At 65.8% G+C, this 25,858-nt stretch carries 24 protein-coding genes; 14 read left to right on the top strand and 10 right to left on the bottom strand.

Translation table 11 applies throughout. The features are described from left to right. Window positions 1-14: 14 nt before the first annotated feature. The 9 genes from AC1EJR_RS08680 to iscX all read left to right on the top strand — a co-directional run bounded on the left by AC1EJR_RS08680 (window position 15) and on the right by iscX (window position 8,044). Entirely contained in the window at window positions 15-2,111 is a 2,097-nt protein-coding gene (locus AC1EJR_RS08680; protein WP_477112979.1) for a site-specific recombinase, read from the top strand. Between the two features lie 109 nt (window positions 2,112-2,220). Then, complete coding sequence (gene iscR / locus AC1EJR_RS08675; protein WP_144196102.1) at window positions 2,221-2,772, top strand: Fe-S cluster assembly transcriptional regulator IscR; 552 nt, start codon at window positions 2,221-2,223, stop codon at window positions 2,770-2,772. A 69-nt stretch (window positions 2,773-2,841) separates the two neighbouring features. Further along, window positions 2,842-4,065, top strand: coding sequence for an IscS subfamily cysteine desulfurase (locus tag AC1EJR_RS08670; protein ID WP_304441456.1), 1,224 nt, complete (start codon window positions 2,842-2,844; stop codon window positions 4,063-4,065). A 54-nt stretch (window positions 4,066-4,119) separates the two neighbouring features. Next, a complete protein-coding gene (gene iscU / locus AC1EJR_RS08665) occupies window positions 4,120-4,524 on the top strand; it encodes a Fe-S cluster assembly scaffold IscU (protein WP_092292573.1) in 405 nt (134 codons plus the stop codon). A 78-nt stretch (window positions 4,525-4,602) separates the two neighbouring features. Next, complete coding sequence (gene iscA / locus AC1EJR_RS08660; protein WP_092292575.1) at window positions 4,603-4,923, top strand: iron-sulfur cluster assembly protein IscA; 321 nt, start codon at window positions 4,603-4,605, stop codon at window positions 4,921-4,923. Between the two features lie 86 nt (window positions 4,924-5,009). Continuing rightward, the gene (hscB, locus tag AC1EJR_RS08655; protein WP_092292577.1) at window positions 5,010-5,528 is read left to right on the top strand and encodes a Fe-S protein assembly co-chaperone HscB; all 519 of its coding nucleotides are present in this window, start codon (window positions 5,010-5,012) and stop codon (window positions 5,526-5,528) included. Window positions 5,529-5,606: 78 nt separating this feature from the next. After that, the gene (gene hscA, locus AC1EJR_RS08650) at window positions 5,607-7,472 is read left to right on the top strand and encodes a Fe-S protein assembly chaperone HscA (RefSeq protein WP_454756925.1); all 1,866 of its coding nucleotides are present in this window, start codon (window positions 5,607-5,609) and stop codon (window positions 7,470-7,472) included. A gap of 37 nt (window positions 7,473-7,509) precedes the next feature. After that, window positions 7,510-7,848, top strand: a complete 339-nt coding sequence (gene fdx / locus AC1EJR_RS08645; protein WP_092292581.1) for an ISC system 2Fe-2S type ferredoxin — start codon at window positions 7,510-7,512, stop codon at window positions 7,846-7,848. Between the two features lies 1 nt (window position 7,849). Beyond that, a complete protein-coding gene (iscX, locus tag AC1EJR_RS08640; protein WP_092292583.1) occupies window positions 7,850-8,044 on the top strand; it encodes a Fe-S cluster assembly protein IscX in 195 nt (64 codons plus the stop codon). Window positions 8,045-8,136: 92 nt separating this feature from the next. Here the strand turns inward: iscX and AC1EJR_RS08635 are convergent, their stop codons facing one another. From AC1EJR_RS08635 to prfB, 5 genes are all read right to left on the bottom strand, one after another. Next, window positions 8,137-8,832 carry a glycine zipper 2TM domain-containing protein gene (locus AC1EJR_RS08635; RefSeq protein WP_441592046.1) on the bottom strand — a complete coding sequence of 232 codons (696 nt, stop codon included), beginning with the start codon at window positions 8,830-8,832 and terminating at the stop codon, window positions 8,137-8,139. Window positions 8,833-9,458: 626 nt separating this feature from the next. Then, a complete protein-coding gene (locus AC1EJR_RS08630; RefSeq protein ID WP_441592048.1) occupies window positions 9,459-10,049 on the bottom strand; it encodes a peptidoglycan recognition protein family protein in 591 nt (196 codons plus the stop codon). 221 nt (window positions 10,050-10,270) lie between these two features. After that, window positions 10,271-11,803, bottom strand: a complete 1,533-nt coding sequence (gene lysS / locus AC1EJR_RS08625) for a lysine--tRNA ligase (RefSeq protein WP_092292589.1) — start codon at window positions 11,801-11,803, stop codon at window positions 10,271-10,273. A 55-nt stretch (window positions 11,804-11,858) separates the two neighbouring features. Further along, on the bottom strand, window positions 11,859-12,617 hold the full coding sequence (locus tag AC1EJR_RS08620; RefSeq protein WP_477112978.1) for an SDR family oxidoreductase: 759 nt from the start codon (window positions 12,615-12,617) through the stop codon (window positions 11,859-11,861). A 109-nt stretch (window positions 12,618-12,726) separates the two neighbouring features. After that, a protein-coding gene (gene prfB / locus AC1EJR_RS08615) for a peptide chain release factor 2 (RefSeq protein ID WP_143093866.1) occupies window positions 12,727-13,831 on the bottom strand; the annotation gives its coding sequence in 2 pieces (ribosomal slippage) (window positions 12,727-13,749 and window positions 13,751-13,831; 1,104 coding nt in all). A gap of 176 nt (window positions 13,832-14,007) precedes the next feature. Here prfB and AC1EJR_RS08610 point away from each other — a divergent pair. After that, the gene (locus AC1EJR_RS08610; RefSeq protein ID WP_092292596.1) at window positions 14,008-14,754 is read left to right on the top strand and encodes a M23 family metallopeptidase; all 747 of its coding nucleotides are present in this window, start codon (window positions 14,008-14,010) and stop codon (window positions 14,752-14,754) included. Between the two features lie 19 nt (window positions 14,755-14,773). Here AC1EJR_RS08610 and AC1EJR_RS08605 read toward each other — a convergent pair whose 3' ends face one another. The 4 genes from AC1EJR_RS08605 to AC1EJR_RS08590 all read right to left on the bottom strand — a co-directional run bounded on the left by AC1EJR_RS08605 (window position 14,774) and on the right by AC1EJR_RS08590 (window position 19,182). Then, window positions 14,774-15,283, bottom strand: a complete 510-nt coding sequence (locus AC1EJR_RS08605; RefSeq protein WP_255370742.1) for a hypothetical protein — start codon at window positions 15,281-15,283, stop codon at window positions 14,774-14,776. Next, complete coding sequence (locus AC1EJR_RS08600) at window positions 15,280-16,158, bottom strand: hypothetical protein (protein ID WP_477112977.1); 879 nt, start codon at window positions 16,156-16,158, stop codon at window positions 15,280-15,282. The genes AC1EJR_RS08605 and AC1EJR_RS08600 overlap by 4 nt, the downstream gene beginning before the upstream one ends. Window positions 16,159-16,274: 116 nt before the next feature. After that, complete coding sequence (gene recJ, locus AC1EJR_RS08595; protein WP_092292600.1) at window positions 16,275-17,975, bottom strand: single-stranded-DNA-specific exonuclease RecJ; 1,701 nt, start codon at window positions 17,973-17,975, stop codon at window positions 16,275-16,277. 46 nt (window positions 17,976-18,021) lie between these two features. Continuing rightward, window positions 18,022-19,182, bottom strand: a complete 1,161-nt coding sequence (locus AC1EJR_RS08590) for a hypothetical protein (protein ID WP_092292602.1) — start codon at window positions 19,180-19,182, stop codon at window positions 18,022-18,024. A gap of 102 nt (window positions 19,183-19,284) precedes the next feature. Between AC1EJR_RS08590 and AC1EJR_RS08585 the strand changes: the two genes are divergently transcribed. From AC1EJR_RS08585 to AC1EJR_RS08570, 4 genes are all read left to right on the top strand, one after another. After that, window positions 19,285-20,535: a lipoprotein-releasing ABC transporter permease subunit gene (locus tag AC1EJR_RS08585; RefSeq protein WP_092292604.1), complete on the top strand. Its 1,251-nt coding sequence runs from the start codon at window positions 19,285-19,287 to the stop codon at window positions 20,533-20,535. After that, on the top strand, window positions 20,528-21,277 hold the full coding sequence (gene lolD, locus AC1EJR_RS08580) for a lipoprotein-releasing ABC transporter ATP-binding protein LolD (protein WP_441592056.1): 750 nt from the start codon (window positions 20,528-20,530) through the stop codon (window positions 21,275-21,277). The genes AC1EJR_RS08585 and lolD overlap by 8 nt, the downstream gene beginning before the upstream one ends. A 49-nt stretch (window positions 21,278-21,326) precedes the next feature. Beyond that, window positions 21,327-22,169 carry a TatD family hydrolase gene (locus AC1EJR_RS08575; protein WP_477112976.1) on the top strand — a complete coding sequence of 281 codons (843 nt, stop codon included), beginning with the start codon at window positions 21,327-21,329 and terminating at the stop codon, window positions 22,167-22,169. Between the two features lie 124 nt (window positions 22,170-22,293). Beyond that, window positions 22,294-24,849, top strand: a complete 2,556-nt coding sequence (locus AC1EJR_RS08570; protein WP_477112975.1) for a DNA internalization-related competence protein ComEC/Rec2 — start codon at window positions 22,294-22,296, stop codon at window positions 24,847-24,849. A gap of 42 nt (window positions 24,850-24,891) precedes the next feature. On the opposite strand, the gene AC1EJR_RS08565 is transcribed toward AC1EJR_RS08570, so the two are convergent. Continuing rightward, window positions 24,892-25,848 carry a MurR/RpiR family transcriptional regulator gene (locus tag AC1EJR_RS08565; protein WP_441643826.1) on the bottom strand — a complete coding sequence of 319 codons (957 nt, stop codon included), beginning with the start codon at window positions 25,846-25,848 and terminating at the stop codon, window positions 24,892-24,894. Between the last annotated feature and the right edge of the window lie 10 nt (window positions 25,849-25,858).

Here is a 25,858-nt window from a genome sequence, read left to right as displayed (position 1 = left end):
CTCCAGAGATATCCATGGTTTTTTCCCTGTTCCGCAAATGGCGCAAGTGGCGCGAGTCACGCAATGCGAGCTTGCAGCTCGACGCCATCCTGGCCTCGGCCAATCCCGACGCCTTGCTCGCGGACCGCAACGCCTGGCTCGTCGAGCTGGGCTACTGGCTCCGGCGCGACGGCAGCCTGGCCGTCGATCCCGATCCGGATACCCACCCCGATCAGGCCAACGCCCCGGCGCGCAGCTATCCCGCCCACGTGCGGCTGCGTTACCTGCTCCAGGTGCTGGCGCGGCACCCCGATTGGGCGGATCGCTTCGCGCGCACCATCCGCTCGATCGTCCGTGACAACGATCCCACCTCGCTGTTCTGCGATACCGGCGTGGCCTCCCACCCCGGTTTCTGGGGCGAGATGGTCGATCGGCTCCAGGCGCGCTTCCTGCCGCCGCCGCCCAACCGCAACGACATGGCCGGCCTGTTCGCGCTGGTCTTTGCCGATGAGGCTGATGCGGATTGGGTCGATGGACTCGATGCCGACCTGATCGAGCGCATCGCGTCAGCGCTGCAATCGGGCGCCGGGGGCGATCGCATCCAGCTCGAGGACACGCTGGCCGCAAGCATCCAGGTGCTCGCCAGTCAGGTGCGCGCCACCGGCCTGAGCCAGTCAATTCGTTCGCGTCTGCCCGGCCGCGTGCAGGACACGCCATTTTTCCGGCTCGACATGGCCATCGCGGCGTTGTGCGAAGAGGGGCTGGCCCATGACAACGAGGTCTTCGGCCATCGGCTCAACTATTTCCGCGCGCTGCTCGATGGCTGTCTGGCCGCCGCGCAGCATGTCTATGCCGATCTCGAGGAGAACGGCGTCTCCGTCGAGGTGGTGTTCCAGATCGAGCGCATGAAGGTCCGCCTGGCGCGGATCGACCTGCTGCTCAACGCCTGGGTGGACCCAGGCCGCCACAGCCGCCACGCGCACCTGATGGCCGAGCTGATCCGCTCCACGCAGGCCCGGCGCAGCATCGCGCATCTGGCCGGCTCATCGTTCGCGCAACTGGCGCGCAAGGTGGTGGAGCGGTCCGCCGAGACCGGCGAGCACTACATCACGCGGGACCGTAAGGAGTACGGCGAGCTGCTGCGCGCGGCGGCCGGCGGCGGGCTGGTCACGGTGGTCACGGTCTATCTGAAATTTCTGATCTACGGCCTGCATCTGGACAAGTTCCTGGAGGGCCTGCTGGCCTCGCTGAACTATGCCGGCAGCTTCCTGGCGATCCATTTCGCGCATTTCACGCTGGCCACCAAGCAGCCGGCGATGACCGGCCCGGCGCTGGCGCACCGGCTCGATGGCGTAGGGCGGCCAGAGGGGCGCGAGGCCTTCGTCGACGACACCATCGCGATGATCCGCTCGAACGCGGCGGCGATTTTCGGCAACCTGGCCGTGGTGTTCCCGGTGGCACTGCTGGTGCAGTGGCTGGCCGGAAGGCTGCTCGGCGCCAACCTGATCACGCCGGCCAAGGCCATTGCCACGATCGAATCGTTCTCGATTCTCGGCCCCACGCCGCTCTACGCCGCGTTCACCGGCGTGCTGCTGTGGCTGTCGAGCCTGATCGCCGGCTGGGCGGACAACTGGTTCGCGCTGCACCGCGTGCACGACGTGATGGCCTACCACCGCCGGCTGCGCTACGTGCTGGGGCAGGGCGGGGCGATGAAGCTGGCGGATTTCTGGAAGCGCAATCTGTCGGGCATCGCGGGCAATGTGTCGCTGGGCTTCCTGCTTGGGCTCGGGCCGGAGATCCTGAGCTTCTTTGGACCGCATATGGAAGTGCGCCATGTGACGCTTTCCACCGGTTCCGTGGGCACGGCCATCGGCGTGCTCGGCATGGATGCACTGCGCATGCCGTCGCTCTGGCTGGCCGTGGCCGGTATCGCGCTGATGGGGGTGTTGAACGTGGCAGTCAGCTTTGCGCTGGCATTCTATATGGCGATGCGGTCGCGCAACCTGCCTCGCGTGGATCGGCGCGAACTCAGTGCGGCGGTGCGCAGGCGCATTGTGCGGCACCCGATGTCGCTGCTGATTCCGCCGCGCGCGGTGCCCGTGGCGGCGCCTGCGCCGGGCGATGTGGCCTGAAAAGCGTCGTGCCGGATACCGTGCACTGCAGCAGGGGTACTTGACTGATTTGGTCGGATAAATTTATACTTGAGCGAAACGATCAAGTATTTCCTTCTCCCCGAGCATCATGAGACTGACCACCAAAGGCCGTTTTGCGGTAACCGCCATGATCGACTTGGCCATGCGCCAGGATCAGGGGCCCGTCACGCTCGCTGGCATCAGCCAGCGCCAGAAAATCTCTCTGTCCTACCTGGAGCAGCTGTTTGGCAAGCTGCGCCGGCACGAGATCGTGGAAAGCGTGCGCGGTCCGGGGGGTGGCTACAGCCTCGCCCGCAAGGCCGAGGACGTCACCGTGGCGGACATCATCATCGCCGTGGACGAGCCACTGGACGCCACGCAGTGCGGCGGGAAGGGCAATTGTAACGGAGATGACGGATCCGGGCGATGCATGACCCACGAGCTGTGGGCCACGCTGAACCAGAAGATGGTCGAGTACCTCGACTCCGTCTCCCTGAAGAACCTCGTTGACCAGCAGCGCGCCCGCCAGCCGGCGGTGCTGCACGACATGCGCGAAGACGCCGCGCAGCCCGTGCCGGTGACGCGCAGCAAGGCCGAGAAGCAGGAAAAGCCGGCGCGCCCCCGCGTGGTGAACTCGGTGTTCAGCCTCGCGCAGTCCTGAGCAGATTTCAGATAGTTGGTTTAAACTATCGGTAGACAGTAAGCGATTAGCGGTCCCTATAAGGCAGTCATAACGATGAGCACCCCACATTTCCCCATCTACATGGATTATTCGGCCACGACGCCGGTGGACCCGCGCGTAGCCGACAAGATGATTCCGTACCTGCGCGAGCAGTTCGGCAATCCGGCCTCGCGTAGCCACGCCTATGGCTGGGAAGCCGAGCGCGCGGTCGAAGAAGCGCGTGAGCAGGTGGCCGCGCTGGTGGGCGCCGATCCGCGCGAGATCGTGTGGACGTCGGGCGCAACCGAGTCGAACAACCTGGCCATCAAGGGTGCCGCGAACTTCTACTCGGGCAAGGGCAAGCATCTGATTACGGTGAAGACCGAGCACAAGGCGGTACTGGACACCACCCGCGAGCTCGAACGCCAGGGCTTCGAGGTGACCTACCTCGACGTCAAGGACGACGGCCTGATCGACATGGACGTGTTCCAGCAGGCGATTCGCCCGGATACGATCCTGGTGTCGGTGATGCTGGTGAACAACGAGATCGGCGTGATCCAGGACGTGGCGCAGATCGGCGAAATTTGCCGCGCCAAGGGCATCATCTTCCATTGCGATGCGGCCCAGGCCACCGGCAAGGTCACCATCGACCTGAACACGCTGAAGTGCGACCTGATGTCGTTCTCGGCCCACAAGACCTACGGCCCGAAGGGCGTGGGCGCGCTGTATGTACGTCGCAAGCCGCGTGTGCGGATTGAGGCGCAAATGCACGGCGGTGGTCACGAGCGCGGCATGCGTTCGGGCACGCTGGCCACGCACCAGATCGTCGGCATGGGCGAAGCGTTCCGCCTGGCCCGCGAGGAAATGGCCACCGAGAACGAACGGATCCGCATGCTGCGTGACCGCCTGTGGCGCGGCCTGTCGGGCATGGAAGAGGTGTACCTGAACGGCTCGCTGGAACACCGCGTGCCGCACAACCTGAACGTGAGCTTCAACTTCGTGGAAGGCGAGTCCCTGATCATGGCGATCAAGGACGTGGCCGTGTCGTCGGGCTCGGCCTGCACGTCGGCCTCGCTGGAGCCGTCGTACGTACTGCGCGCCCTGGGCCGCAACGACGAACTGGCGCACAGCTCCATCCGTTTCACGGTGGGCCGCTTCACCACCGAGCAGGAGATCGACTACACGATCGAACTGCTGAAGAACAAGATCGGCAAGCTGCGCGACCTGTCGCCGCTGTGGGAAATGTTCAAGGACGGTGTCGACCTGAACTCGATCCAGTGGGCCGCCCACTGAGCAGCGCCCAAAACAATAACGACCCCCATTCAAGATTCGTCAGAGGTAGCCAAAATGTCTTACAGCAACAAGGTTCTCGACCACTATGAAAATCCGCGCAACGTCGGTTCGTTCGACAAGAACGACGACGCGGTGGGCACCGGCATGGTCGGCGCTCCGGCCTGCGGCGACGTGATGAAGTTGCAGATCAAGGTGAATGAGGCGGGCGTGATCGAAGACGCCAAGTTCAAGACCTACGGTTGCGGCTCGGCCATCGCGTCGTCGTCGCTGGTGACCGAATGGGTCAAGGGCAAGACCGTCGACCAGGCCCTTGAGATCAAGAACACGCACATCGCCGAGGAACTGGCGCTGCCGCCGGTGAAGATCCACTGCTCGATCCTGGCCGAGGACGCCATCAAGGCGGCGGTCGACGACTACAAGAAGAAGCACGGCGTTCCCGCCGCGCAGCAGGCTGCCTGATCGGCGGACTGGCTTTTTCGTTGGAAACTGCCGCGCCCGGCGCATTGGCCGGACGCGGTGTCTGACAGCAAGGCAACGATGATCACAATGACCGAAAAGGCGGCGAAGCACGTCGCCCGCTACCTGGAACGCCGCGGCAAGGGCGTGGGCCTGCGCGTGGGTGTGAAGACCACCGGCTGCTCCGGCCTGGCTTACAAGCTTGAATACGTGGACGAAGTGCTACCCGAGGACCAGGTCTTCGAGACGCGGGGCCTCAAGGTGATCGTCGACCCGAAAAGTCTGCCGTACATCGACGGCACTGAACTGGACTTCGCACGCGAAGGGTTGAACGAGGGTTTCCGCTTCAACAACCCGAACGTCAAGGACGAGTGCGGCTGCGGCGAGTCGTTCCGGGTCTGATATCCGGCGACGTGCTGAAGTGCGCTGAAGTGCAATGAAGTGCGAAAGGGGGGCGGCGTGGCCGCTCCTTTTTGTTGGGGAAGGTTTTGAAAGACGATTTTTTCTCGCTGTTCGGCTTGCCGGTGCGCTTCGATGTGGATCAGGCATCACTCGATGAAGCCTACCGCACCGTGCAGTCTCAGGCCCATCCGGACCGCTTTGCCAACGCCGGCGACGCCGAGCGGCGCGTGGCGATGCAATGGGCCGCGCACGCCAACGAAGCCTATCGCACGCTGCGCCAGCCGCTGAAACGCGCCATCTACCTGCTCACGCTGCGCGGCGTGGACATCCAGGCGGAGAACAATACCGCCATGGCCCCGGCCTTCCTGATGCAGCAGATGGAATGGCGCGAGGCGCTGCAGGAAGCGGTGGAAGACCGCGCAACGGACCGGCTCGACGGCCTGCTGCGCGACCTGCGCCAGGAACGGCGCGAGCGCCTGGAGGCGCTCGGCGCGCTGCTCGATGCCGGGAGCAATGAGGCAGCCGGCGCTGCGGCGCGGCAATTGATGTTTATCGAGAAGATCGAACACGACGCCAGCGAGGCGATCGACCGGCTGGAAAACTAGGCGAATCGCCAGTCTCCCGGCACGGTCCTCCCCGGCGAAGTCCGGACATCGCCCCACAAGAACACGCGAAGAATCATCATGGCACTGCTCCAGATTTCCGAACCCGGCATGTCGCCGGCCCCCCACCAGCGGCGCCTGGCAGTCGGTATCGACCTTGGCACCACCAACTCGCTGGTGGCTGCTGTGCGCAACAGCATTCCCGAAGTGTTGTCCGACGAGCGCGGCCGTCCGCTGCTGCCCTCGGTCGTGCGCTACCTGCCGGACCGTACGGCCCACATCGGCTATCGCGCGCAGGACGAAGCCGTGCGCGACCCCAAGAACACCATCGTCTCCGTCAAGCGTTTCATGGGCCGTGGCCTGCGCGACGTGGCCAATATCGAGCACAGCCCGTACGACTTCGTCGATGCGCCGGGCATGGTGCAGATCAAGACTGCCGCCGGGGTGAAGAGCCCGGTGGAGGTGTCGGCCGAGATCCTGGCGACGCTGCGTCAGCGCGCCGAGGATTCGCTTGGCGACGATCTCGTCGGCGCCGTGATCACGGTGCCGGCCTATTTCGATGACGCCCAGCGCCAGGCCACCAAGGACGCGGCCCAACTGGCCGGCCTGGAGGTGCTGCGCCTGCTCAACGAGCCGACCGCGGCGGCCATTGCCTACGGCCTCGACAACGCGGCCGAAGGGATTTACGCGGTTTACGATCTCGGCGGCGGCACCTTCGACATCTCCGTGCTCAAGCTGACCAAGGGCGTGTTCGAAGTGATGTCCACCGGCGGTGACTCCGCGCTTGGTGGTGACGATTTCGATCAGCGCCTGCTGTGCTGGATCGTGGAACAGGCCGGCCTGCAGCCGCTGTCCGCCGAAGACACCCGGCTGCTGATGGTGCGCGCCCGTGCCGCCAAGGAAGCCTTGTCCGAGAGCGACAGCACGGTGATCGACGCGGTGCTGGCCAGTGGCGAGATCGTTCACCTGCCGCTGTCCGCCTCGGTTTTCAACGATATTACGAAGCATCTGGTGCAGAAAACGCTGGCGCCGGCGCGCAAGGCGCTGCGCGATGCCGGCGTCGAGACGCAGGACGTGAAGGGCGTCGTGCTGGTGGGCGGTGCCACGCGCATGCCGTCGATCCGCAAGGCTGTGGGCGACTACTTCGGCCAGACGCCGCTGACCAACCTCGATCCGGACAAGGTCGTGGCCCTCGGCGCCGCCATGCAGGCCAACCTGCTGGCCGGCAACCACGCGCCCGGCGAGGACTGGCTGCTGCTCGACGTGATTCCGCTCTCGCTGGGCGTGGAAACGATGGGCGGACTGGTCGAGAAGATCATCCCGCGCAACAGCACGATTCCCGTGGCACGCGCCCAGGAATTCACGACGTTCAAGGACGGCCAGACCGCGATCGCGATCCACGTGCTTCAGGGCGAGCGCGAATTGGCGAGCGATTGCCGCTCGCTGGCGCGCTTCGAGCTGCGCGGCATTCCGCCGATGGTGGCCGGTGCCGCGCGGATCCGCGTGACCTATCAGGTGGATGCCGACGGCCTGCTGTCGGTGGCCGCGCGCGAGATGCACTCGGGCGTGGAGGCGTCAGTCTCGGTCAAGCCGTCCTACGGCCTGGCTGACGACGACATCGCGCGCATGCTGCAGGACAGCTTCCGCGAGGCCGAGCACGACATGAAGACCCGCGCGCTGGCCGAGGAACGCGTGGAAGCCGAACGGCTGGTGGAAGCCACCACGCGCGCGCTCGAGGTGGACGGCGACCTGCTGACCGCCGAGGAGCGCGCGAGCGTGGAAGTGCTGATGGCCAATGTGCGACAGATTGCAACAGGCGACGACCACCACGCGATCAAGACCGCCGTGGAGCAGTTGTCGCATGGCACGGACGAATTTGCCGCACGCCGCATGGACCGCTCGATCAAAAGCGCGCTGGCGGGGCGCAAGGTGCAGGAGCTCGGCTGAGCCGCACCGAATTGAGAATAGTCATACCAGGACAGACATGGCACAAATCATCGTATTGCCTCACGTGGAACTGTGCCCCGAGGGGGCCGTGTTCGAGGCACCCCAGGGCACCAGCATTTGCGACGCGCTGCTGAGCCAGGGCATCAACATCGAGCACGCCTGCGAGAAGTCTTGCGCCTGCACCACGTGCCACGTGGTAGTGCGCGAAGGCTTCAATTCGCTGGAAGACGCCGAGGAAAAGGAAGAAGACCTGCTCGACAAGGCCTGGGGCCTGGAGCCGAACTCGCGCCTGTCTTGCCAGGCGCTGGTGGCGGACGCGGATCTGACCGTAGAAATTCCAAAATACACGATCAACCACGCCAAGGAAGGCCACTGAGATGAAATGGACTGACACCTTCGACATCGCCGCGGCGCTCTACGACAAGTACCCCGAGGTGGACCCAGTGACGGTCCGCTTCACGCAACTGCGCCAGTGGGTCCTTGAACTGGACGGCTTCGACGACCTGCCCGAGCGCTCGGGTGAGAAGATTCTCGAGGCGATCCAGGCTGCGTGGATCGAGGAAGCGGCGTAAAGCTGCACCTATCGTAGATCGATGAAAAACGGCCGCGCTGGCATCCACCAGCGCGGCCGTTTCGCTTTCCCAGGGGAAGCGCTTACCCCCGCTTACCCCGTTACCAGCACGCCACGTTCCATGTGGACACGCTGGCCCACATCTACCCCCGGCGGGTTCTTGTAGGTGAAGGTGCGGCGCGTGCCATCGTCCATCTGCACGCTGACGCGGTAGGCCTTGTCCTTGTTCACGTGCTTCTCGACCACGTTGCCGGCGTAACCGCCCGCCGCCGCACCGGCTACGGTGCCGAGAATCCGGCCGTTGCCGCTGCCGATCTGGTTGCCGAGCAGGCCGCCCACCACGGCGCCGCCGACCGCGCCCACGCCGCTGGTGGGCTTCTCCGATTCCACGACGCTCACGGCCGTGACGCGGCCAGCCGTATGGCTGGGCCGGGTGGCGGGACGCTCCTCGGCCTGAGCCTGCTGCGGGGGCGGCTCGTTACGCGCCTGCTGGGATTGTTGGGATTGCTGGGCCTGTTGAGCCTGTTGGGCGTCATAAGCCGGCGGGCGGGTGGTCGAACCCGGCGGGGGGGTAATGGACTGGGTGGCGACCGGGGCCGGGTAGTCGGCTGGCCCCTGGTTCGCCTTCGTGAGCGGCAACACGCCGGTCACGGCCGCCACCGCGGTCAGGCTGGCCACCACTACGGCGACTGCCGCGGCGCCGACCAGCGGGTGCAGGCGGCGCTGGGGCGGCAGCGGCGGGGTGGGCGAATTCGACGGATGGGCGGTAGCGGGAGTGGGGTGCTGCATTTGTTGTTCTCCGGGTGACCGGACTTGCCGGTCGATACCCCAAGTGTGGCCGAATCGCGCCCCGATTGCCGTTCGATTTTGTAAGCATTCGTAGCGCGGAAAACCCTTGTCAATCATGGGTTTGTCGCGCTATCGGAGTGCGTCCTACAGGCGCTCCAGTAACAAATTGGCTCATGGAAGCGGGCGCTCCCTCTAACATTTTCCCTCATCCTCAAGCCCGTAAGTACATGCGAAGGGGTCGTACCATTTGTTCTTTCCATAGTAGACGTAGACCTTATCGCCTCCGTGCGTCCATACCAGTGTTGCCGTCCCGCCGGAATATAGGCTCCACGCCCCGGTACTGCTGTCCCCGAACACGACGGTGCCCGTGGCATAACATGGGGAGTAGTAGTCGTGGAGCACCATGCGCGCCTGGACAGGGTATATCTTGGAAAAGAAGTTCTTTACCTGCGTCACCGTTGGCCGGAATCTCTTGCATAGCTCGGCTGTCCGCGGATCTCCATCTGGTAGCGATTGGCCGACTTCTTCAATCACCACTTTTCTGACATCTCTGGCTGAGCAAAGCGCGGCCGTCATGCACAGCAAAACAAAGGCAGCGGATCTCAAGAGGGGAAGAGTTCTTGATCTCACCATTTTGCGGTCCTCGCTTCGGTCAGGTTCTTGTAGGAAATATCGGGGTGCCGATAGACTTCCCGCGCCGCCACCGCAAAGGTGTCCATGAGCTCTGAGATCAGCCAGTCCAATGAAGAGTTTTGAGCGGCAGTTACATCCTCGTAAACTTCCTTGTTCTTGGGTCCGATGGCCATGCCTACCAGCTCTATGCCTATCGAGTCATGATTGGATGGAAATCGGTTGGGCCATTTTTTCTTTACTTCGTGTCGATGTAGCGCACCAGTTCCGAGCTTGGATATCTTGTCTAGCTCGATGGGAGAGCACTGTTTGGTCAAAATGCAGCGCGACCGGAGTCGTCCGACGTGATTCGTCACTCTCCGCAAGGATGCGGTTTGATAGATGATGCCGTCCTTGTCTATCAAGAAGTGAGCGCCATTGGCCGCAACATCGCCATAGCTGTTAAATGTATGGGACGACTCCGGGGCGCTTGTCTGGTGTACAACGATCCCATTTACGGTATCCATCGGTCCGCGCTCGATCTTCGGGAAAATCTTCACCCTCACTCGCTCCGCGTCGACATGCCCTTGCTTCGTAATAAATAGCATCCTCGCTCCTGGTTAGGTCGCCCTTATCAACTGGGGGCGGCCATCAACCTAGCAGGAGCGAACACAGGGAAACAATCGCTGATTCCTTAGACCGCGGGTACAGAGACGTTCGCATTTCGGTCGCCACAAAGAAAAACCCCACACTCGAAAAAGTGTGGGGTTTGTCAGTGCTCTGCCACCTGCCACGCATGCGGTGGGTTGTCTGGGTGCGTACCTGCGGTTCAGTCCTCGCGGCGCAGGTGCGGGAACAGGATGACGTCGCGGATGTTCGGGCTGTCGGTCAGCAGCATCACCAGACGGTCGATGCCGATGCCGCAGCCACCCGTCGGAGGCATGCCGTACTCGAGCGCGCGGATGTAGTCGGCGTCGAAGTACATCGCTTCCTCGTCGCCGGCGTCCTTCTGCTCCACCTGCTTGCGGAAGCGGTCAGCCTGATCCTCGGCATCGTTCAATTCCGAGAAGCCGTTAGCGATCTCGCGGCCCGTGATGAACAGCTCGAAACGCTCGGTGATGCCCGGCAACGTGTCCGAGGCGCGCGCCAGCGGTGACACTTCGACGGGGTAATCGACGATAAAGGTCGGCTCCCACAGTTGGCTCTCGGCCGTTTCCTCAAACAGCACCAGCTGCAGCGTGCCGAGGCCGGCGTTCAGGAACTGCGGCGCGCTCGTATTCACGCCAAATTTCTTCAGTTCGGTGCGCAGGAAATCGGCATCGGTCAGTTGCGCGTCGGTGTACTCGGGCGCGAACTTCTGGATCGCCTGGCAGATCGTCAGGCGATGGAACGGCTTGGCGAGATCCAACTCGCGGCCCTGGTAGGTCACCGTGGCGCTGCCGCGCGCATCGATGGCCGCCTGGCGGATCAGGTTCTCGGTGAAGTCCATCAGCCAGCGGTAGTCCGTGTAGGCCGCGTAGAACTCCATCATCGTGAACTCGGGGTTGTGGCGCGGGCTCACCCCTTCGTTACGGAAATTACGATTGATCTCGAACACGCGCTCGAAGCCGCCGACGACCAGGCGCTTCAGATACAGCTCGGGCGCGATGCGCAGGAACATCTGCATGTCCAGCGCGTTGTGGTGCGTAATGAAAGGCTTGGCCGCCGCACCGCCCGGAATCGGGTGCAGCATCGGCGTTTCCACTTCCATGAAGCCGGCGTCGGCCATATGGCGGCGCAGCGACGAAATGGCGTTTGTACGAGCCCGGAACGTGGCGCGTGTCTCGGGCGAGACGATCAGGTCCACATAGCGCTGGCGGTACTTGGTCTCCTGGTCGGCCAGGCCGTGGAACTTGTCCGGCAGCGGGCGCAGCGACTTCGACAGCAGGCGTAGTTCGCGCACCTGCACCGACAGCTCACCCTTGTTGGTGCGGAACAGCTCGCCGCGCGCGCTGATGATGTCGCCCAGGTCCCAGTGCTTGAACGCGGCGTAGACGTCTTCGCCCACCTTGTCACGCGTGACGTAGAACTGGATCTGGCCGCTGCCGTCCTGCACGGTCGCAAAGCTGGCCTTGCCCATCACGCGCTTGAGCATCATCCGGCCGGCGATGGCCACTTCCACGGGCTGCGCTTCCAGCGTGGCCTGGTCGGTCTCGCCGTGCTCGGCGTGGAGCGCGGCGGCCTGATGCGTCGGGCGGAAGTCGTTGGGGAAGGCCACGCCTTGCTGGCGCAGGGCCTGCAGTTTCTCGCGCCGCTCCGCGATGATCTTGTTCTCGTCGGCGGCAGGCGTATCGGCGGCTGGGGCGCGGGTCGGTTCGGTCATGATGTGTCGGTGGATCGCTCCGGCTTGGCGCCGGCGCGGTTCGGTTCAGTTCGGTTCAGTAATTGCGGATGTCGTCGAGTTCGGTCTTGCCGAAGTCGGGACGCTCCAGGTAAGCCACGATGCGCCGCGCCGTGTCTTCGGGCGAGGCGAGCTGGTCGTTGGCCTTGAGATCGCGGAAGCGCTGCACGGCCGCGAAGTCCGCACCGCGGATGGTTTCCTGCATGTCGGTATCGACCACGCCCGGCGCCAGCGCCACGGCGCGCACCGCGCGCGGCTCCGGCACGCTCGCGTACTCGGCGTTAACCGAGCGGATGAATATGTCGAGCGCGGCCTTGCCGGCGCAATAGGCGCTCCAGCCCGGCACCGGGTTGCGCGCGGCGCCCGACGAGATCGCCAGCACCTTGCGCGCGCAGTCAAAGCGGGCAGTGTGCTCGATGAACGCGCCTGTCATGGTCATCGGCGTGGCCAGGTTGGTCAGCAGATGGGGGATGAGCGTGGTCTCGTGCAGCGCCGTGATCGGGCCAATCGGCTCTACCACGCCGGCATTGAGGATCAGCGTCACGCTGGCCGGGGCATCGTCCACGGCATCAAGCACGCTGCCCAGCCAGCCGGCGGCCGCGCTGGGCTGGGACAGGTCCTGCAGGTGCCAGGCCACCGGCACGCCGCTGGCGGCGATATCCGCCTCCAGTTCGGGGCTGCGGCTGCGCGCCACGCAGATCACCCGGTTGCCCGGTTTCAGCAACGCGCGGGTCAGTGCCGCGCCCAGGCCGCGCGATGCGCCCGTGACGATATAGAGATGGATACCTGCGCTCATGGTGCCCCGGATGTCCTGGTGGTCTTGGTGGTTCGAAGTTGAAGCGGAATGCGTCGAAGTTGGCCGGCGGAAACCGGCGCGCCACCCCGGGGGCGGCGCGCTGGTCTGCTTACAGGCCCTGTTTCAGGCTGGCCTCGATGAACGGATCGAGGTCGCCGTCCAGCACCTTCTGGGTGTTGGACATTTCCACATTGGTGCGCAGGTCCTTGATCCGGCTCTGGTCCAGCACATACGAGCGGATCTGGTGGCCCCAGCCCACATCGGTCTTGCCGGCTTCGAGCTTGTCGGCCTCGGCCTGACGCTTGCGCATCTCATGCTCGTACAGGCGCGACTTCAGCATCGACATGGCCTCGGCACGGTTACGGTGCTGCGAACGGTCGTTCTGGCACTGCACGACGATGCCGGTGGGGATGTGGGTAATCCGCACCGCCGAATCGGTCTTGTTGATGTGCTGCCCGCCCGCGCCCGATGCGCGGTAGGTATCCACGCGCAGGTCGGCCGGATTGACTTCCACCTCGAACGAATCGTCCACCTCGGGGTAAACGAACACCGACGAGAACGACGTATGGCGGCCGCCCGACGAATCGAACGGCGACTTGCGCACCAGGCGGTGCACGCCGGTCTCGGTACGCAGGTAGCCGAACGCGTAGTCGCCCTCGATCTTGATGGTGGCGCTCTTGATGCCGGCCACGTCGCCCTCGGACTCTTCGAGCACCTCGGCCTTGAAGCCCTTGCGCTCGCAGTACTTCAGGTACTGGCGCAGCAGCATCGACGCCCAGTCGCACGCTTCCGTGCCGCCGGCGCCGGCCTGGATGTCGATGAAGGCGTTGGCCTGGTCCATCTCGCCCGAGAACATGCGGCGGAATTCCATGCCGGCCACGATCTCCTCGAAGCCCTTGACGTCGGTTTCGATGGATTCGAGCGTTTCATCGTCGCCTTCCTCGCGCGCGAGCTCGAACAGCTCGTCGGCGCCAGTCAGGTCGTCCGTCAGCTTGCCGAGGACCTGTACCACGGCCTCGAGCGCTTTCTTTTCCTTACCCAGGTCCTGGGCCCGCTTGGGGTTGTTCCAGACCTCGGGGTCTTCCAGCTCGCCGTTGACTTCGTCCAGGCGTCCTACTTTGACATCGTAGTCAAAGATACCCCCGTAGATCTTCCGTCCGGGAACGGAGATCGGAGATGGCACCGGAGATGGCGTTGAGGCGTTCTGCTTCCATGATGTTCCTGCGCTTCCAAAACCTTGAATTATAGCGGATTGGCGCCGTAAATCCCGGGAGGGATCGTCGCGTGTGGCGAACCGTTCGCGATGCGAACGGTCTACCAGGGGATCGCGGCGCCACTTGGCAACACTTCGGCGACAATATCGGTGAGTAACAGGAGTGAATTCGGACGCATGACAGCAAGCAACTTCGCCAGACCAGACGTGTCTGCGGCCCGCCGCCGCGCGCTGGGCCGCCTTGGCGCGGCAACGATGGCCACGCTCACGGCCACGCTGCTCGCCGCCTGTGGCACGACCCCGACAGAACCGGCGCCGGACGGCTTCTACCGCGTGGAACGCGGCGACACCATGTACTCGATCGCCCGGCGCAACCGGCGCTCCGTGGCCGAACTGGCCCGCTGGAACGACCTGACGGACACCAACCAGATCGAGGTCGGGCAACTGATCCGGGTGCGGCCGCCAGCCGCGGCGGCGGCAGCGTCGGCATCGGCACCGTCCAAATCATCGGAAAAATCTGAAAATTCGGCCAAACAGGCCGATACCGCGCCATCGCGCCCGCCGGCCAACGCCATCAAGCTGCAATGGCCGGCCGACGGCCGCGTGACGGGCCGCTTCGCCCTGCCGGCCGAGAAGGGCCTGCGGATCGAGGTGCCGGCCAACGGCAAGGTCCGCGCTGCCGCCAGCGGCTGGGCCATCCACGTCGGCACCCTGCGCGGCTACGGCATGCTGGTGATCGTGAAGCACAGCGACGACTGGCTGACCGTGTACGGCAACCTCGACAAACCGCTGGTCAAGGAAGGCGCCCGCATCACCACGGGGCAGGAAATCGGCAGCATGGCCGGCGCGGCCGAGCTGCACTTCGAGGTGCGCGGCAACGGCAAGCCGGTGAATCCAGCCACCTACCTGCCGGCGCGCGGGTAGGGAGATTGCCTGCGGCAGGCTATTGGGCGCCTGGATCTTTCGGTTTGGGCGCCTTGAATGGCTTGATCACGTATTTCTCGCCATGCTTGCGGCAGTCATTGGCGACGGCGCGCCACCAGGCTTCGGTGACGAGGTAGGTGCTGCCGTTGATGTCGTCGGGGGTAGGGACGGTGTCCCGGCCCAATTTCAAGGTGCGATTCGCAGCCGTCAACCCGATGTCACGCATATCCCGATACAGATTTCCCCGCCATAGCATGAGGGTTTGCTCCTCGTCCCATAGCACCCAAGCCTGGGACGTGCCGTCTGGCCATTTGTAGCCAACGGCGCAGAAGCGATTGGTTCGACCATTCTTTCCGGAGCTCAATAGAACATGCTTCATGGCGTGGAGTGGCTGTCGATAATAGGGATTCGTTGATACCTTAATTCGGCTGCTCGCCACTTCGGCAATGCCAGGCGGCAGCGGGCCTGCTGCCTGGGTGCTGAGGCAGGCGAAGGCCAGTATCACGGGCAAGATGAATCGTTGCTTCATCGCCTTGCCTCCAGTGCTCCGCTGGTGTTCGGCGTCAATTGAGCCAGGAATGCGTCGGTCAGGGTATAGAAGTCCTGGCCGCCCTTGGCGCGAAACTTGACGAAGTTGTGCCCTGGGCTATCCGAGCCTTCAGTTTTCCATGCGTATAGCTTCTTGGGGCAAGGGTCGGCGCCGGCCTTCGTGCCCTTGGAGACGGCGATAGCATGTTCCACAAAGATCTGATGAGATCTGTAACGATTGTCTGCACCATCGTGCGCCAGATTGAGTATGGCGTTCAGTGTGACGTTCTGCGCTGGAGCCAGTTGTGGAAATTGCTCAAAGCCTTCGACCTGTCGTTGAGCCTTGATCAGCGTGGTCAAAGTGGAGGCGCCCCGAGCGGAGAAGTGTTGCGGCCCCAACTTCAGACGGTTCCGAAGTACGTGCACCATCCACTGCATGCTCTCCAGCGACTCATCCAGGCTCACAAACTTGGGATGGCTCGGGGCGGCGTTCTCGACAATCAACATCCGCGCGAGAATCCCTGCCTCGGTATCCGCTTCCGGGAGCTTGAGTCGCGGCTCAAGCTCCACGGTCAGCCGTGCCGTATTGCTGTCCTTATGTTGCAGTCGCCCCTGTGCGTCTGTTACGTAAGCGTCCAGATGGACGACGCGTCGGCTGACGATGCTGTGATCCTGCACTTCCAGTCGGAGCACCTGCTCGGCTCTTCTGTCATCGACCCTTAGCGGCACGACGCTTAGGACGCTGTCAGTACTCCGGAGAACGAGGTGTTTCCTATGTGGACCGAGTCCGGAAACCTTGAACTGGAGTCGATTCCTCGGAAAGAGGGTGATTTGCGCGCCGAGTGGCGCGCCGTTGCTGCGCAGGAGTTTGGCCATATTGCTTCAACCATGAGGAGGAAGCGGCCATTGTTCAGGCCCGCGACTGCGCGCGTAAATCGTAGAACAGCGGAAATGTGTACCAGTTTTCCGCAGTCCCGCCAGCGTCTGCCGATTTACTGCGCGTGTTCGATCACCAGTTGCACGCGCGTGACCCCGTTGAAGGTGTTGTTGTCCAGCCGGTAGGCCACCGTCGCGCTGGCGCCGTCGAGGGCGTCGGCGTGGTTGAACCAGATCGCGTCGAAGCGCTGGCTGCCGCGCCCCAGTTGCAGCTTCAGATGCTTGCCCTTGAGCACGGTCTGGCGCAGGACATCGAATTCCCCGCAGAACGTGGGGGGCGGGAAGCCCTGGCCCCAGACCTGACCTTCTAGCAATGCGACGAATTCCGGGCTGAAGCACGATTCCTCGATGTCGCCATCGGTCTCGATCACGCGCGCCAGCTGGTCGTCCGTCAGCCATTCGCGGCCAACGGCTTCGAACGCCGACATGAAGGTGTCGAAGTCGGCCGAGCGTACGGTCAGGCCAGCCGCCATCGCATGTCCGCCAAATTTCACGAGCAGGCCGGGGTGCCGCTTCGACACCAGATCGAGCGCATCGCGCAGGTGGAACCCCGGGATCGAGCGGCCCGAGCCCTTGATGTGTTCCTCGTCGCCCGGTGCGAAAGTGATGGTCGGGCGGTGGAATTTCTCCTTGAGCCGCGACGCCACGATGCCGATGACCCCCTGGTGCCAGGTGTCGTTGAACACGCTGAGCGTGTAGCGCGATGCCGGATCCAGTCCCGCCAGCGGCTGTTCCAGGATCTGCAGGGCCTCCTGCTGCATGCCGGCCTCGATATCGCGCCGCTCGCGGTTCATGCCGTCCAGTTCCTGGGCGATTTCCCACGCGCGGTTCGGGTCGTCGGTCAGCAGGCATTCGATGCCGAGCGACATGTCGGCGAGCCGTCCTGCCGCATTGAGCCGGGGACCCAGGCCGAAACCAAGGTCGAACGTATTCGCCCGCGTGGCCTCACGCCCTGCCGCGCGGAACAGCGCCGCCACGCCCGGATGCATGCGCCCGGCGCGCATCCGGCGCAGCCCCTGGGCCACGAGGATGCGGTTGTTGGTGTCCAGCTTCACAACGTCCGCGACGGTACCGAGCGCGACGAGGTCAAGCAGGGTTTGCAGCGGCGGCTGGGTCGCCTGGGTGAACGCGCCGCGCCGGCGCAGCTCCGCACGCAGGGCCAGCAGCACGTAGAACATCACGCCCACGCCCGCCAGGTTCTTGCTCGGGAACTCGCAGCCGGGCTGGTTTGGGTTGACGATGACCGCCGCCTCCGGCAGCTCCGCGCCGGGGAGGTGGTGGTCGGTCACCACCACGTCGATGCCGAGCGCATTGGCCGCCGCCACGCCGTCGACCGATGCAATGCCGTTGTCGACGGTGACGATGACGTCCGGCTGCTGCTGGGCGGCCAGCGCCACGATCTCGGGCGTCAGCCCGTAGCCGTACTCGAAGCGGTTTGGTACGATGAAATCCACGCGCGCGCCGAGCATCCGCAGCCCGCGCACGCCCACGGCGCAGGCCGTGGCGCCGTCGCAGTCGTAGTCGGCCACGATCAGCAGCTTGCGGTTGGCGGCGATGGCATCGGCCAGATACTCGGCCGCGTGGCCGATGCCCTTCATCGTCGTGGGCGGTGTCAGTTCCGGCAGTTCGGTGGCCAGGTCGGACGGATGCAGCACGCCGCGCGCCGACAGGATGCGGGCCAGCGTGGGGTGCAGGCCCGACTTGGCCAGCACATCGGCGTGGGGTTCGGAATAAGAGCGGATGGCGATCCGGGTCATGGTCGTTTGTCCAGAAAAGCGGGCGCGAAAGCGGAAAACGCGCGGATCAGGCCACCATGGCCAGGTCGGAAAGCAGGGCGCGCCAGTCGCCGCGCGCGCCCATGCCACGCCAGAACTTGCGCAGGTCGGCACGCCGCACGGTGAACTCGGCGTAGTGGTTGTCGCCGCCCAGCACGAGGGTGACGCCCATGATGCGGCCATCGGCCAAGGCCGCCAGTACCGGGGTGAACCACTCGGCGTCGAGTGCGTGCATGCGCTCAAGCCAGAGGCCCCAGTCCTGGGCGATATGGGCCTCGGTGGCGGTGTCGAGCATCGCCATGACATGGCCGTCGGCCTTCGCAATTTCCTCGAATTTGGCTGGCTGCGGGTCAAGCAGGCTATCGCTGGCGAGGGCCAGGCCAGCCAGGAAGGGGTCGTCCGTCAGCACGGCGTCGGCCAGCCGGTTGACGAGGCTCAGCTTGCCCCCGCCGTGGAGCCACACTGAATTAATGGTCAGGCGGCCCTCGGCCTCGCGCGCCTGGTTGACCGGATGGTCGTGCCAGGTCATCTGGATCTCGTTCTGGAGGCGTCGCCAGTCGCGCGCCCGCGCGCCGGCTTGCAGCCAGATGTCGATATTGCGGCCCGTGGCGCGCACCGGCGTGGTGGCTTCCAGCTCGCCGAATACATCGTCGGCCACATACCAGCGGGCGGGGTGGGGCGCGTCCAGCGCAATGCCGGACTCACGGAGCAGGTCGTCGATGGCGGCGCGCAGCGCAGCGGCCTCGTCGGGGCGGATCTCAAGCTGGTCCGGATGCATCAACACAAGGTGATCCCGCGCCGCGTGGATATGAACCGGCTGGAGGCAGGCCCAGCCCTGATCGCCGTTTTCTTCCCGGATCAGGGAGGCGGCAGGCGGCGCCTGGGCGGGGTCCGGCAGGCGGTCCGCGGCACGTTGCCGCAGGTCGGCCAGGCGCATAAAAGGCGCAGTCGGCACCTGCCGGGTGTCCAGGCCGGCCCGGCCGGCCAGCCAGCGCTCCTGCGGCAGGGTGCGCAGGAACGGATCGTCGTGGGTCTCGCGCGGGCCCGGGGCGGCGCGGGTGAGCAACTTTCCGAGCGCCGGCAACTCCAACTGCCGCAGCAGCGCGCTGGAGACGACGTCGTCCGCGGCGTCGTTGCCGGCGCCAGGCGGGACGGAAAAGGGCACAATCAGGGTCAGGTGCGTCATCATGGTTGCCGAGATTGTAAACTTCCGGCTGGCCGGCGCCAGTTTTCCGTCACCCAAGGGGGGCGGATGGCCCGCCGGCGCGACTTCCGAACAACAGGATTCCTCTTGAACTTTCCCTACGAGTGGCAGATCGGCTGGCGATACACCCGCGCAAGCAAGCGCGCCAGCCGCAATACGTTCATTTCGTTCATTTCCATGATCTCGATGTTTGGCATCGCCCTCGGTGTGGCGGCGCTGATTGTCGTGCTGTCGGTCATGAACGGCTTCCAGAAGGAAGTGCGGGACCGCATGCTGTCGGTCCTCGCCCATATCGAGGTCATCGCCCCAGGACCGTTGCCCGACTGGCACAAGACCGCCGCCGAGGCCATGCGGAACAAGGAAGTGGTGGGGGCGGCGCCCTACGTGGCCGCCCAGGCCATGCTCACCCGCGAAGACGCGGTGCGCGGCGTGCTGCTGCGTGGTGTGGATCCTGCCGAGGAGCCGAAGGTCTCCGACGTGGGCAACCAGTTCCGCGCCGGCAGCATGAACGCGCTGGTGCCGGGCGGCTTTGGCATCGCGCTCGGCAATGAACTGGCCAACGCCATGGGCGTGCGCGTCGGCGACAAGGTGACGCTGGTGGCGCCGCAGGGCACCATCACGCCGGCCGGCGTACTGCCGCGGCTCAAGCAGTTCACCGTAGTTGGCGTGTTTTCGTCCGGCCACTACGAGTTCGACAGCGCCCTGGCCCTGATCGACATCGAGGACGCCGAAACACTGTTCCGCCAGTCCGGCCCCACCGGTGTGCGGCTCAAGCTGTCCGACATGCAGCGGGCCCCCCAGGTGGCCCAGGAGCTGGCCGGCACGATGAGCGGCGAGCTGTACCTGCGCGACTGGTCCAAGCAGAACCGCAACTGGTTCGCCGCCGTTCAGACCGAGAAGCGCATGATGTTCATCATCCTGACGCTGATCATCGCCGTGGCGGCGTTCAACCTCGTCTCCACGCTGGTCATGACCGTGACCGACAAGCAGGCCGACATCGCCATCCTGCGCACAATGGGCGCCCAGCCGCGCTCGATCATGAAGATTTTCATCGTCCAGGGCGTGGCGATCGGCTTCATCGGCACCGTCCTCGGCGTGCTCGGCGGCACGCTGATCGCGACCAATATCGACGTAATCGTGCCCTTTATCGAGCGGGTGCTGCATGTGCAGTTCCTGCCACGTGACATCTATTTCATCAGCGAACTGCCTTCGGACCCTCGCGTGAACGACATCGCCACCATCGGCATCATCTCCTTCGTGCTGGCCACCCTGGCCACGATCTACCCCAGCTGGCGCGCCGCGCGCGTGAACCCGGCGGAGGCGCTGCGCTATGAGTGACACCTCCCTGCTCCAGGAAGCCGCCGCTCTCCCGGCAGTGCCCGGCCTCGTCGTGCAGGCCGGCACGCCGGTGCTTGTGGCCGAGGGCCTGTCCAAGCGTTTCCGCCAGGGCGGCCTCGACGTGGACGTCCTGCGCGGCGTAGACGTGCGCGTTGACGCTGGCGAGAAGGTTGCCATCGTCGGCGCGTCCGGCTCCGGCAAGTCCACGCTGCTGCACGTGCTGGGAGGGCTGGACAACCCCGACGCCGGCCGCGTTGCACTGCTCGGCAAGCCGTTCACCTCGCTGCGCGAGAGCGAGCGGAATACCGTTCGCAACCGCGCGCTCGGCTTCGTCTACCAATTCCACCACCTGCTGCCCGAATTCACCGCGCTGGACAACGTCGCCATGCCGATGCGCATCCGTGGCCTCAAGGAACGCGAGGCGCGCGCCGCCGCGCAAGCCATGCTCGAGCGCGTGGGCCTGGGCGGGCGGGCAAAGCACCGTCCCGGCGAGCTGTCCGGCGGCGAGCGCCAGCGCGTGGCCGTCGCCCGCGCGCTGGTCGGCCAGCCGGCCTGCGTGCTGGCCGACGAGCCCACCGGCAACCTCGACGACCACACGGCCGGCGGCGTGTACGACCTGATGCTCGAACTGTCGCGTACGCTCGGCACGAGCTTCGTCATCGTCACCCACGACACGGACCTCGCTGGCCGCTGCGACCGCGTGTTGCGCCTGCGCGACGGGCACCTGCACCGCGAACGCTGACCGGACATCGGTCCTCACCCCAACCGACCCACCGCCCCGCGCCCCCACCATGTGGATCGATACCCACTGCCACCTCGACGCCAGCGAGTTCGATAGCGACCGCGCGGGCGTCACGCGCGCGGCGGCCGAGGCTGGCGTCTCGGGCATTGTGCTGCCTGCCGTGGCGGTGTCCAACTTCGATGCCGTGCGCGCGCTGGCCCATGCCTGCACCGAGGCGGACGGCGCCCCCTGTGTCTACGCGCTCGGCATCCATCCCCTCTGCACACCTGGCGCCGGGCAGCAGGATCTGGACGAATTGCGACGCCAGGTAGCCGCGTCGATGGACGATCCGCGCTTCGTCGCCATCGGCGAAATCGGCCTCGACTTCTTCGTCCCGGGTCTGGACGTCGCCCATCAGACGTGGCTCTACACCGAGCAGGTGAAGATCGCGCGCGACTTCGATCTTCCCGTGCTGCTGCACGTGCGCAAGTCGCAGGACCAAGTCTATGCGCAACTGCGCCGCGTGGGCGTGCGGCAGGGCATTGCACACGCCTTCAACGGCAGCCACGAACAGGCGCGCCGCTATGTCGAGCACGGCATGAAGCTCGGCTTCGGCGGCAACCTGACCTTCTCTCGCGCCAAACAGATCCGCCGGCTTGCGGCGGAATTACCGCTCGAGGCCATCGTGCTCGAGACCGACGCGCCCGACATCGCGCCGGCCTGGCTCTCCGACGACCAGTTCGGCGAGCAGCACAAAGCGCGCAACACACCGGGCGAGGTGGTGGGCGTGGCGCGAGTACTCGGCGAACTGCGTGGCGTGCCGGAAGCTGAGCTGGCGCAGGCCATGTGGCGCAACTCGGTGGCGGCGCTGCCGCGTCTGGCGGCGTTTGCAGACATCATGGCGCCGCGCTGAACGCGTGGCAAGACGCCGGCCGCCGTTTTAACAAACTTCCACAAAAACACATCATTCGTTAACGTTTTGGCGCCATCGCGCACAGTACAAATACGCCATCGGAAAGCGTTGTCCTGGAGGTGTGATGCGAGCTGTGCTGATGGCGTTCGTCGCTGGTTGCTGGTGGCTCCAGGAGCAGGCCGTATTGCCGTCGGCGTGGCGGTGGTGGTGGCAGGCGCTGACGGGGGCCATCGGCGTGGCGGCGCTGACGTACGTCGTGCGTTGTCGTCATGGGGATACGCCTGTTGTCAGGCGGTGGATGTGGCGCGCGGCGGTGGTGGCGCTCGCGTGCGCGGCGGGGTTCGGGTGGGCGGCATGGCGCGCCGACAGCAGGATGGCGGATTGGCTGGACCCCGCGCTGGCGGGGCGTGACATCGCGCTGCAGGGCATGGTTGCCGGGCTGCCCGATGCGGCAAGCCAGGGCACGCGCTTCCTGTTCGCGGTAAGCGGGTCGCATGAGGCGCGCCTGCCGCCACGGGTTTTGCTCACCTGGCGCGATCCGCCGGAGGCGTTGCAGCCGGGGCAGCGCTATCGGCTGACGGTCAGGCTGCGGCGGCCACGCGGGCTGGCCAATCCATATGGCTTCGACTACGCGTACTGGCTGTTGGGCGAGGGCATCGGTGCGACGGGCTATGTGCGGGACGGCGAGCGGCAGGCGGAGGCGGGGCCGTTGCCATGGGCGATTCACGTGCAGGCGTGGCGGGCGGGCTTGCGGGACCGGCTTCGTGCGGCGCTGCCGCCGGATGCGCGCTTCGGGGCCGTGCTCGTGGCGCTGGTGATCGGCGACCAGCGCGGTATCGCCACCGAGGACTGGGAGGTGTTTCGACGGACCGGCATCTCCCATCTGGTCAGCATTTCCGGTTTGCACATCACGATGATCTCGGGCGCAGCTGGCGCTTTGGCCCTGGGGTTGTGGCGGAGGTCGTTCGGGCTGGGGCGGCGGCTGCGCCGGCCCTTGCCGCTGATCTGGCCGGCGCAGCAGGCGGCGCTCGTGGTGGCGATACTGACCGCCTTGGGTTATGGACTGATCGCCGGGATGCAGGTGCCGGCGATGCGAACCGTGTGCATGCTCGCCGTGGCGGCGCTGGCATTGTGGAGTGGCCGGGCGCCGCCGGCATCGGTCGTGCTCGCGTGGGCGGCGGGCGTGGCGGTGGCGATTGACCCATGGGCCGTGATGTCGCCCGGTTTCTGGCTGTCATTCGGCGCCGTCGCGGCCATCTTCCTTGCCGCGCGGGAACCGCCGCAGCGGGCAAGGGCGGAGGGGCGGTGGCACAGGGCGAGGGCGGCTGTGGGGGCAACGCTGACGGGCGCCGCACGCACGCAGTGGGCGGTGACAGTCGGGCTCGTGCCGCTCACGCTGCTGCTGTTCGGGCAGGTGTCGGTGGTGTCCTGTCTTGCCAATGCTGTCGCCATTCCGGTGGTGAGCTTGCTCGTCACGCCGTTGGCGCTGGCCGGTGCTGTGCTGCCGGTGATTGTGGCCAGGCCGCTGCTGGCGGTCGCGCATACGACGATGACGTGGTTGTCCGATGCGCTCGCCTGGCTTGCGGCGCCAGCGTGGGCCGTTTGGGAAGCGGCGCAGGCGGGACCCGTCTGGATGGCGTTGGCGTCTGCCGGGGTGGTGTTCGTGTTGATGCCTCGCGAGCGGGCGCCGGATGTTGGGGCGGCAACGCCTTTGCGCGGCGCGCGGCCTGCTCGGCCCGCACGGCGTACGTGTCCGGCGGTGCGCGCACCGCCACGCTGGTGTGGGGCGTTGCTGATGATGCCGATGCTACTGGCGGGCCGGACGCCCGTACCGGAAGGGGAGGTCCGTGTCACGGCGCTCGATGTCGGGCAGGGCACGGCGGTGCTGGTCGAAACCAAGGCGCATGCGCTGCTCTATGACACGGGGCCGGGATACCCGTCAGGGGCCAGTGCCGGCGGGCAAGTTATCGTGCCGTGGCTGCGGGCGATGGGCGTGCGGCGGCTCGATGCGCTGATGGTCAGTCACGAAGATGCGGACCATGCCGGCGGCGTGCGCGAGGTGCTGGCCGCGGTGCCGGTGGGGCGGCGGCTGACGGGGGCGCCGCTCGATCACGGGCTCCTGATCGGATCGGCGCCGACAAAAGGCGGCGTGGCGAGCAATGCTGCGCCATGGCAGCCATGCGAGGCTGGCGCGGCATGGACGTGGAATGGCGTGCGCTTCGTCATCCTGCATCCGTCAGTGTCGGACCTCGGCAGCGCGCGGCTGGCGAGCAATGCACGCAGTTGCGTGTTGCGCGTGGCCACGGCGCACCGCAGCTTGCTGCTGACTGGCGACATTGGCGTGCGCGAGGAACAGGGGTTGATTGCCGCGGTGCCGCCGGAGGATCTGCGTGCCGATGTCCTGCTGGTGCCGCACCATGGCAGCGGCACGTCGTCGGGCGCGGCGTTCCTGCGTGCGGTGCAGCCAGAGGCGGCGGTGTTTCAGCTCGGATATGGCAACCGCTACCGGCATCCGCGCGACGATGTCTGGCGGCGGTATGGGCGCCAAGGCATCGCGCGGTATCGGACGGATGAAACGGGCGCGGTGTCGATCGTCACGGCGGGGCCGCGACTGGCGATTTCGTCATTCCGGCAGCGGGAGCGGCGGTACTGGCGCGATGCACCGGCGGCGCCGCGTTAGGCGTCGGCGCCAGCCCGGGTTGTCTCGGGAGGGCGGGAGGCGTCAGCTGCGCGAACCAGCGCGCGCGGTCTTCGGCGTCTTGGTCGCCGGGGTTTTGGCCGTGCCGCCGGTGCCGCCGGTGGCAGCCGCCACCGCTTCGCGGGACGCCGGCGCCTCAGGCGCGGCGCCGCCGATGCGGCGCTCGCGCAGGTGCGCCTTGGCACGTTGCAGGCCGGCCGCGACGGTGTCAGCGCGCTCCAGCGCCACGCCGGCAGCGAGCACGTCGCCGAGTACGAGGTGGCTGATGCGGGAGGTCATTGGCGTGTAGACCTCGCTGTCTTCCTCGACGTCGGAGAACACGCAGACGTCGGCCAGCCGGGCCAGCGGCGAGCCGCTGTGGGTCAGCGCCAGCACGCTTGCGCCGCTGGCGCGGGCGAGCGTGGCGGCGGTCAGCATGTCCCAGGTGCGGCCGCTGTTGGAGACCAGCACCGCCACGTCGCCAGGGCGCAGCAACGCGGCGGACATGCTGAAGACATGCGGGTCCGAGTAGGCCGTGGTGGGAATGCCTAGGCGGAAGAATTTGTGCTGGATATCGAGCGCGACGATGCCGGAGTTGCCGCAGCCATAAAACTCGATGCGGCGCGCGCTGGCCAGCAGGCGGATGCCGTGCTCGATCTGGTCGGCCGACAGCGCGTTGCGGACCGCCATCAGTGTGGCGATGGTGCGGTCGAAGACCTTGCCGGCGATGTCGGCCGGGCGGTCGTCGGCCTCCACGTCCTGGTGGACGAACGGCGTGCCGCCGCCCAGGTTCTGGGCGAACTGGAGTTTGAACTCCTTGAAGCCGTCGTAGCCCAGCGCGGCGCAGAAGCGGGCGATGGTCGGCTGCGAGACGCCGGCGCGTTCGGCCAGTTCGGGCATCGACAGGCGAATCACGCTGGCGCCGTGGCGGGTGACGTAGTCAGCCAGACGGCGTTCGGACGGACGGAGCGTGTCGTAGACGGCAAGGATTCGGTCGCGCATGGTGGTGCGG

The organism is Cupriavidus sp. 05T42 (genome assembly GCF_056396345.1).
Note: the sequence above shows the minus strand (reverse complement) of the source record. Positions and strands in the feature narration are given on the sequence as shown.

What these genes read in the sequence shown, in the direction of transcription:
- iscR (WP_144196102.1), top strand. Translation starts at nt 2,221, where the DNA reads ATGAGACTGACCACCAAAGGCCGTTTTGCGGTAACCGCCATGATCGAC.
- recJ (WP_092292600.1), bottom strand. Translation starts at nt 17,975, where the DNA reads ATGACCCGGATCGCCATCCGCTCTTATTCCGAACCCCACGCCGATGTG.
- AC1EJR_RS08565 (WP_441643826.1), bottom strand. Translation starts at nt 25,848, where the DNA reads ATGCGCGACCGAATCCTTGCCGTCTACGACACGCTCCGTCCGTCCGAA.
- iscA (WP_092292575.1), top strand. Translation starts at nt 4,603, where the DNA reads ATGATCACAATGACCGAAAAGGCGGCGAAGCACGTCGCCCGCTACCTG.
- iscU (WP_092292573.1), top strand. Translation starts at nt 4,120, where the DNA reads ATGTCTTACAGCAACAAGGTTCTCGACCACTATGAAAATCCGCGCAAC.
- AC1EJR_RS08570 (WP_477112975.1), top strand. Translation starts at nt 22,294, where the DNA reads ATGCGAGCTGTGCTGATGGCGTTCGTCGCTGGTTGCTGGTGGCTCCAG.
- fdx (WP_092292581.1), top strand. Translation starts at nt 7,510, where the DNA reads ATGGCACAAATCATCGTATTGCCTCACGTGGAACTGTGCCCCGAGGGG.
- AC1EJR_RS08575 (WP_477112976.1), top strand. Translation starts at nt 21,327, where the DNA reads ATGTGGATCGATACCCACTGCCACCTCGACGCCAGCGAGTTCGATAGC.
- AC1EJR_RS08610 (WP_092292596.1), top strand. Translation starts at nt 14,008, where the DNA reads ATGACAGCAAGCAACTTCGCCAGACCAGACGTGTCTGCGGCCCGCCGC.
- lolD (WP_441592056.1), top strand. Translation starts at nt 20,528, where the DNA reads ATGAGTGACACCTCCCTGCTCCAGGAAGCCGCCGCTCTCCCGGCAGTG.
- AC1EJR_RS08630 (WP_441592048.1), bottom strand. Translation starts at nt 10,049, where the DNA reads ATGCTATTTATTACGAAGCAAGGGCATGTCGACGCGGAGCGAGTGAGG.
- AC1EJR_RS08605 (WP_255370742.1), bottom strand. Translation starts at nt 15,283, where the DNA reads ATGAAGCAACGATTCATCTTGCCCGTGATACTGGCCTTCGCCTGCCTC.
- AC1EJR_RS08590 (WP_092292602.1), bottom strand. Translation starts at nt 19,182, where the DNA reads ATGATGACGCACCTGACCCTGATTGTGCCCTTTTCCGTCCCGCCTGGC.
- lysS (WP_092292589.1), bottom strand. Translation starts at nt 11,803, where the DNA reads ATGACCGAACCGACCCGCGCCCCAGCCGCCGATACGCCTGCCGCCGAC.
- AC1EJR_RS08635 (WP_441592046.1), bottom strand. Translation starts at nt 8,832, where the DNA reads ATGCAGCACCCCACTCCCGCTACCGCCCATCCGTCGAATTCGCCCACC.
- AC1EJR_RS08620 (WP_477112978.1), bottom strand. Translation starts at nt 12,617, where the DNA reads ATGAGCGCAGGTATCCATCTCTATATCGTCACGGGCGCATCGCGCGGC.
- AC1EJR_RS08600 (WP_477112977.1), bottom strand. Translation starts at nt 16,158, where the DNA reads ATGGCCAAACTCCTGCGCAGCAACGGCGCGCCACTCGGCGCGCAAATC.
- hscA (WP_454756925.1), top strand. Translation starts at nt 5,607, where the DNA reads ATGGCACTGCTCCAGATTTCCGAACCCGGCATGTCGCCGGCCCCCCAC.
- iscX (WP_092292583.1), top strand. Translation starts at nt 7,850, where the DNA reads ATGAAATGGACTGACACCTTCGACATCGCCGCGGCGCTCTACGACAAG.
- AC1EJR_RS08680 (WP_477112979.1), top strand. Translation starts at nt 15, where the DNA reads ATGGTTTTTTCCCTGTTCCGCAAATGGCGCAAGTGGCGCGAGTCACGC.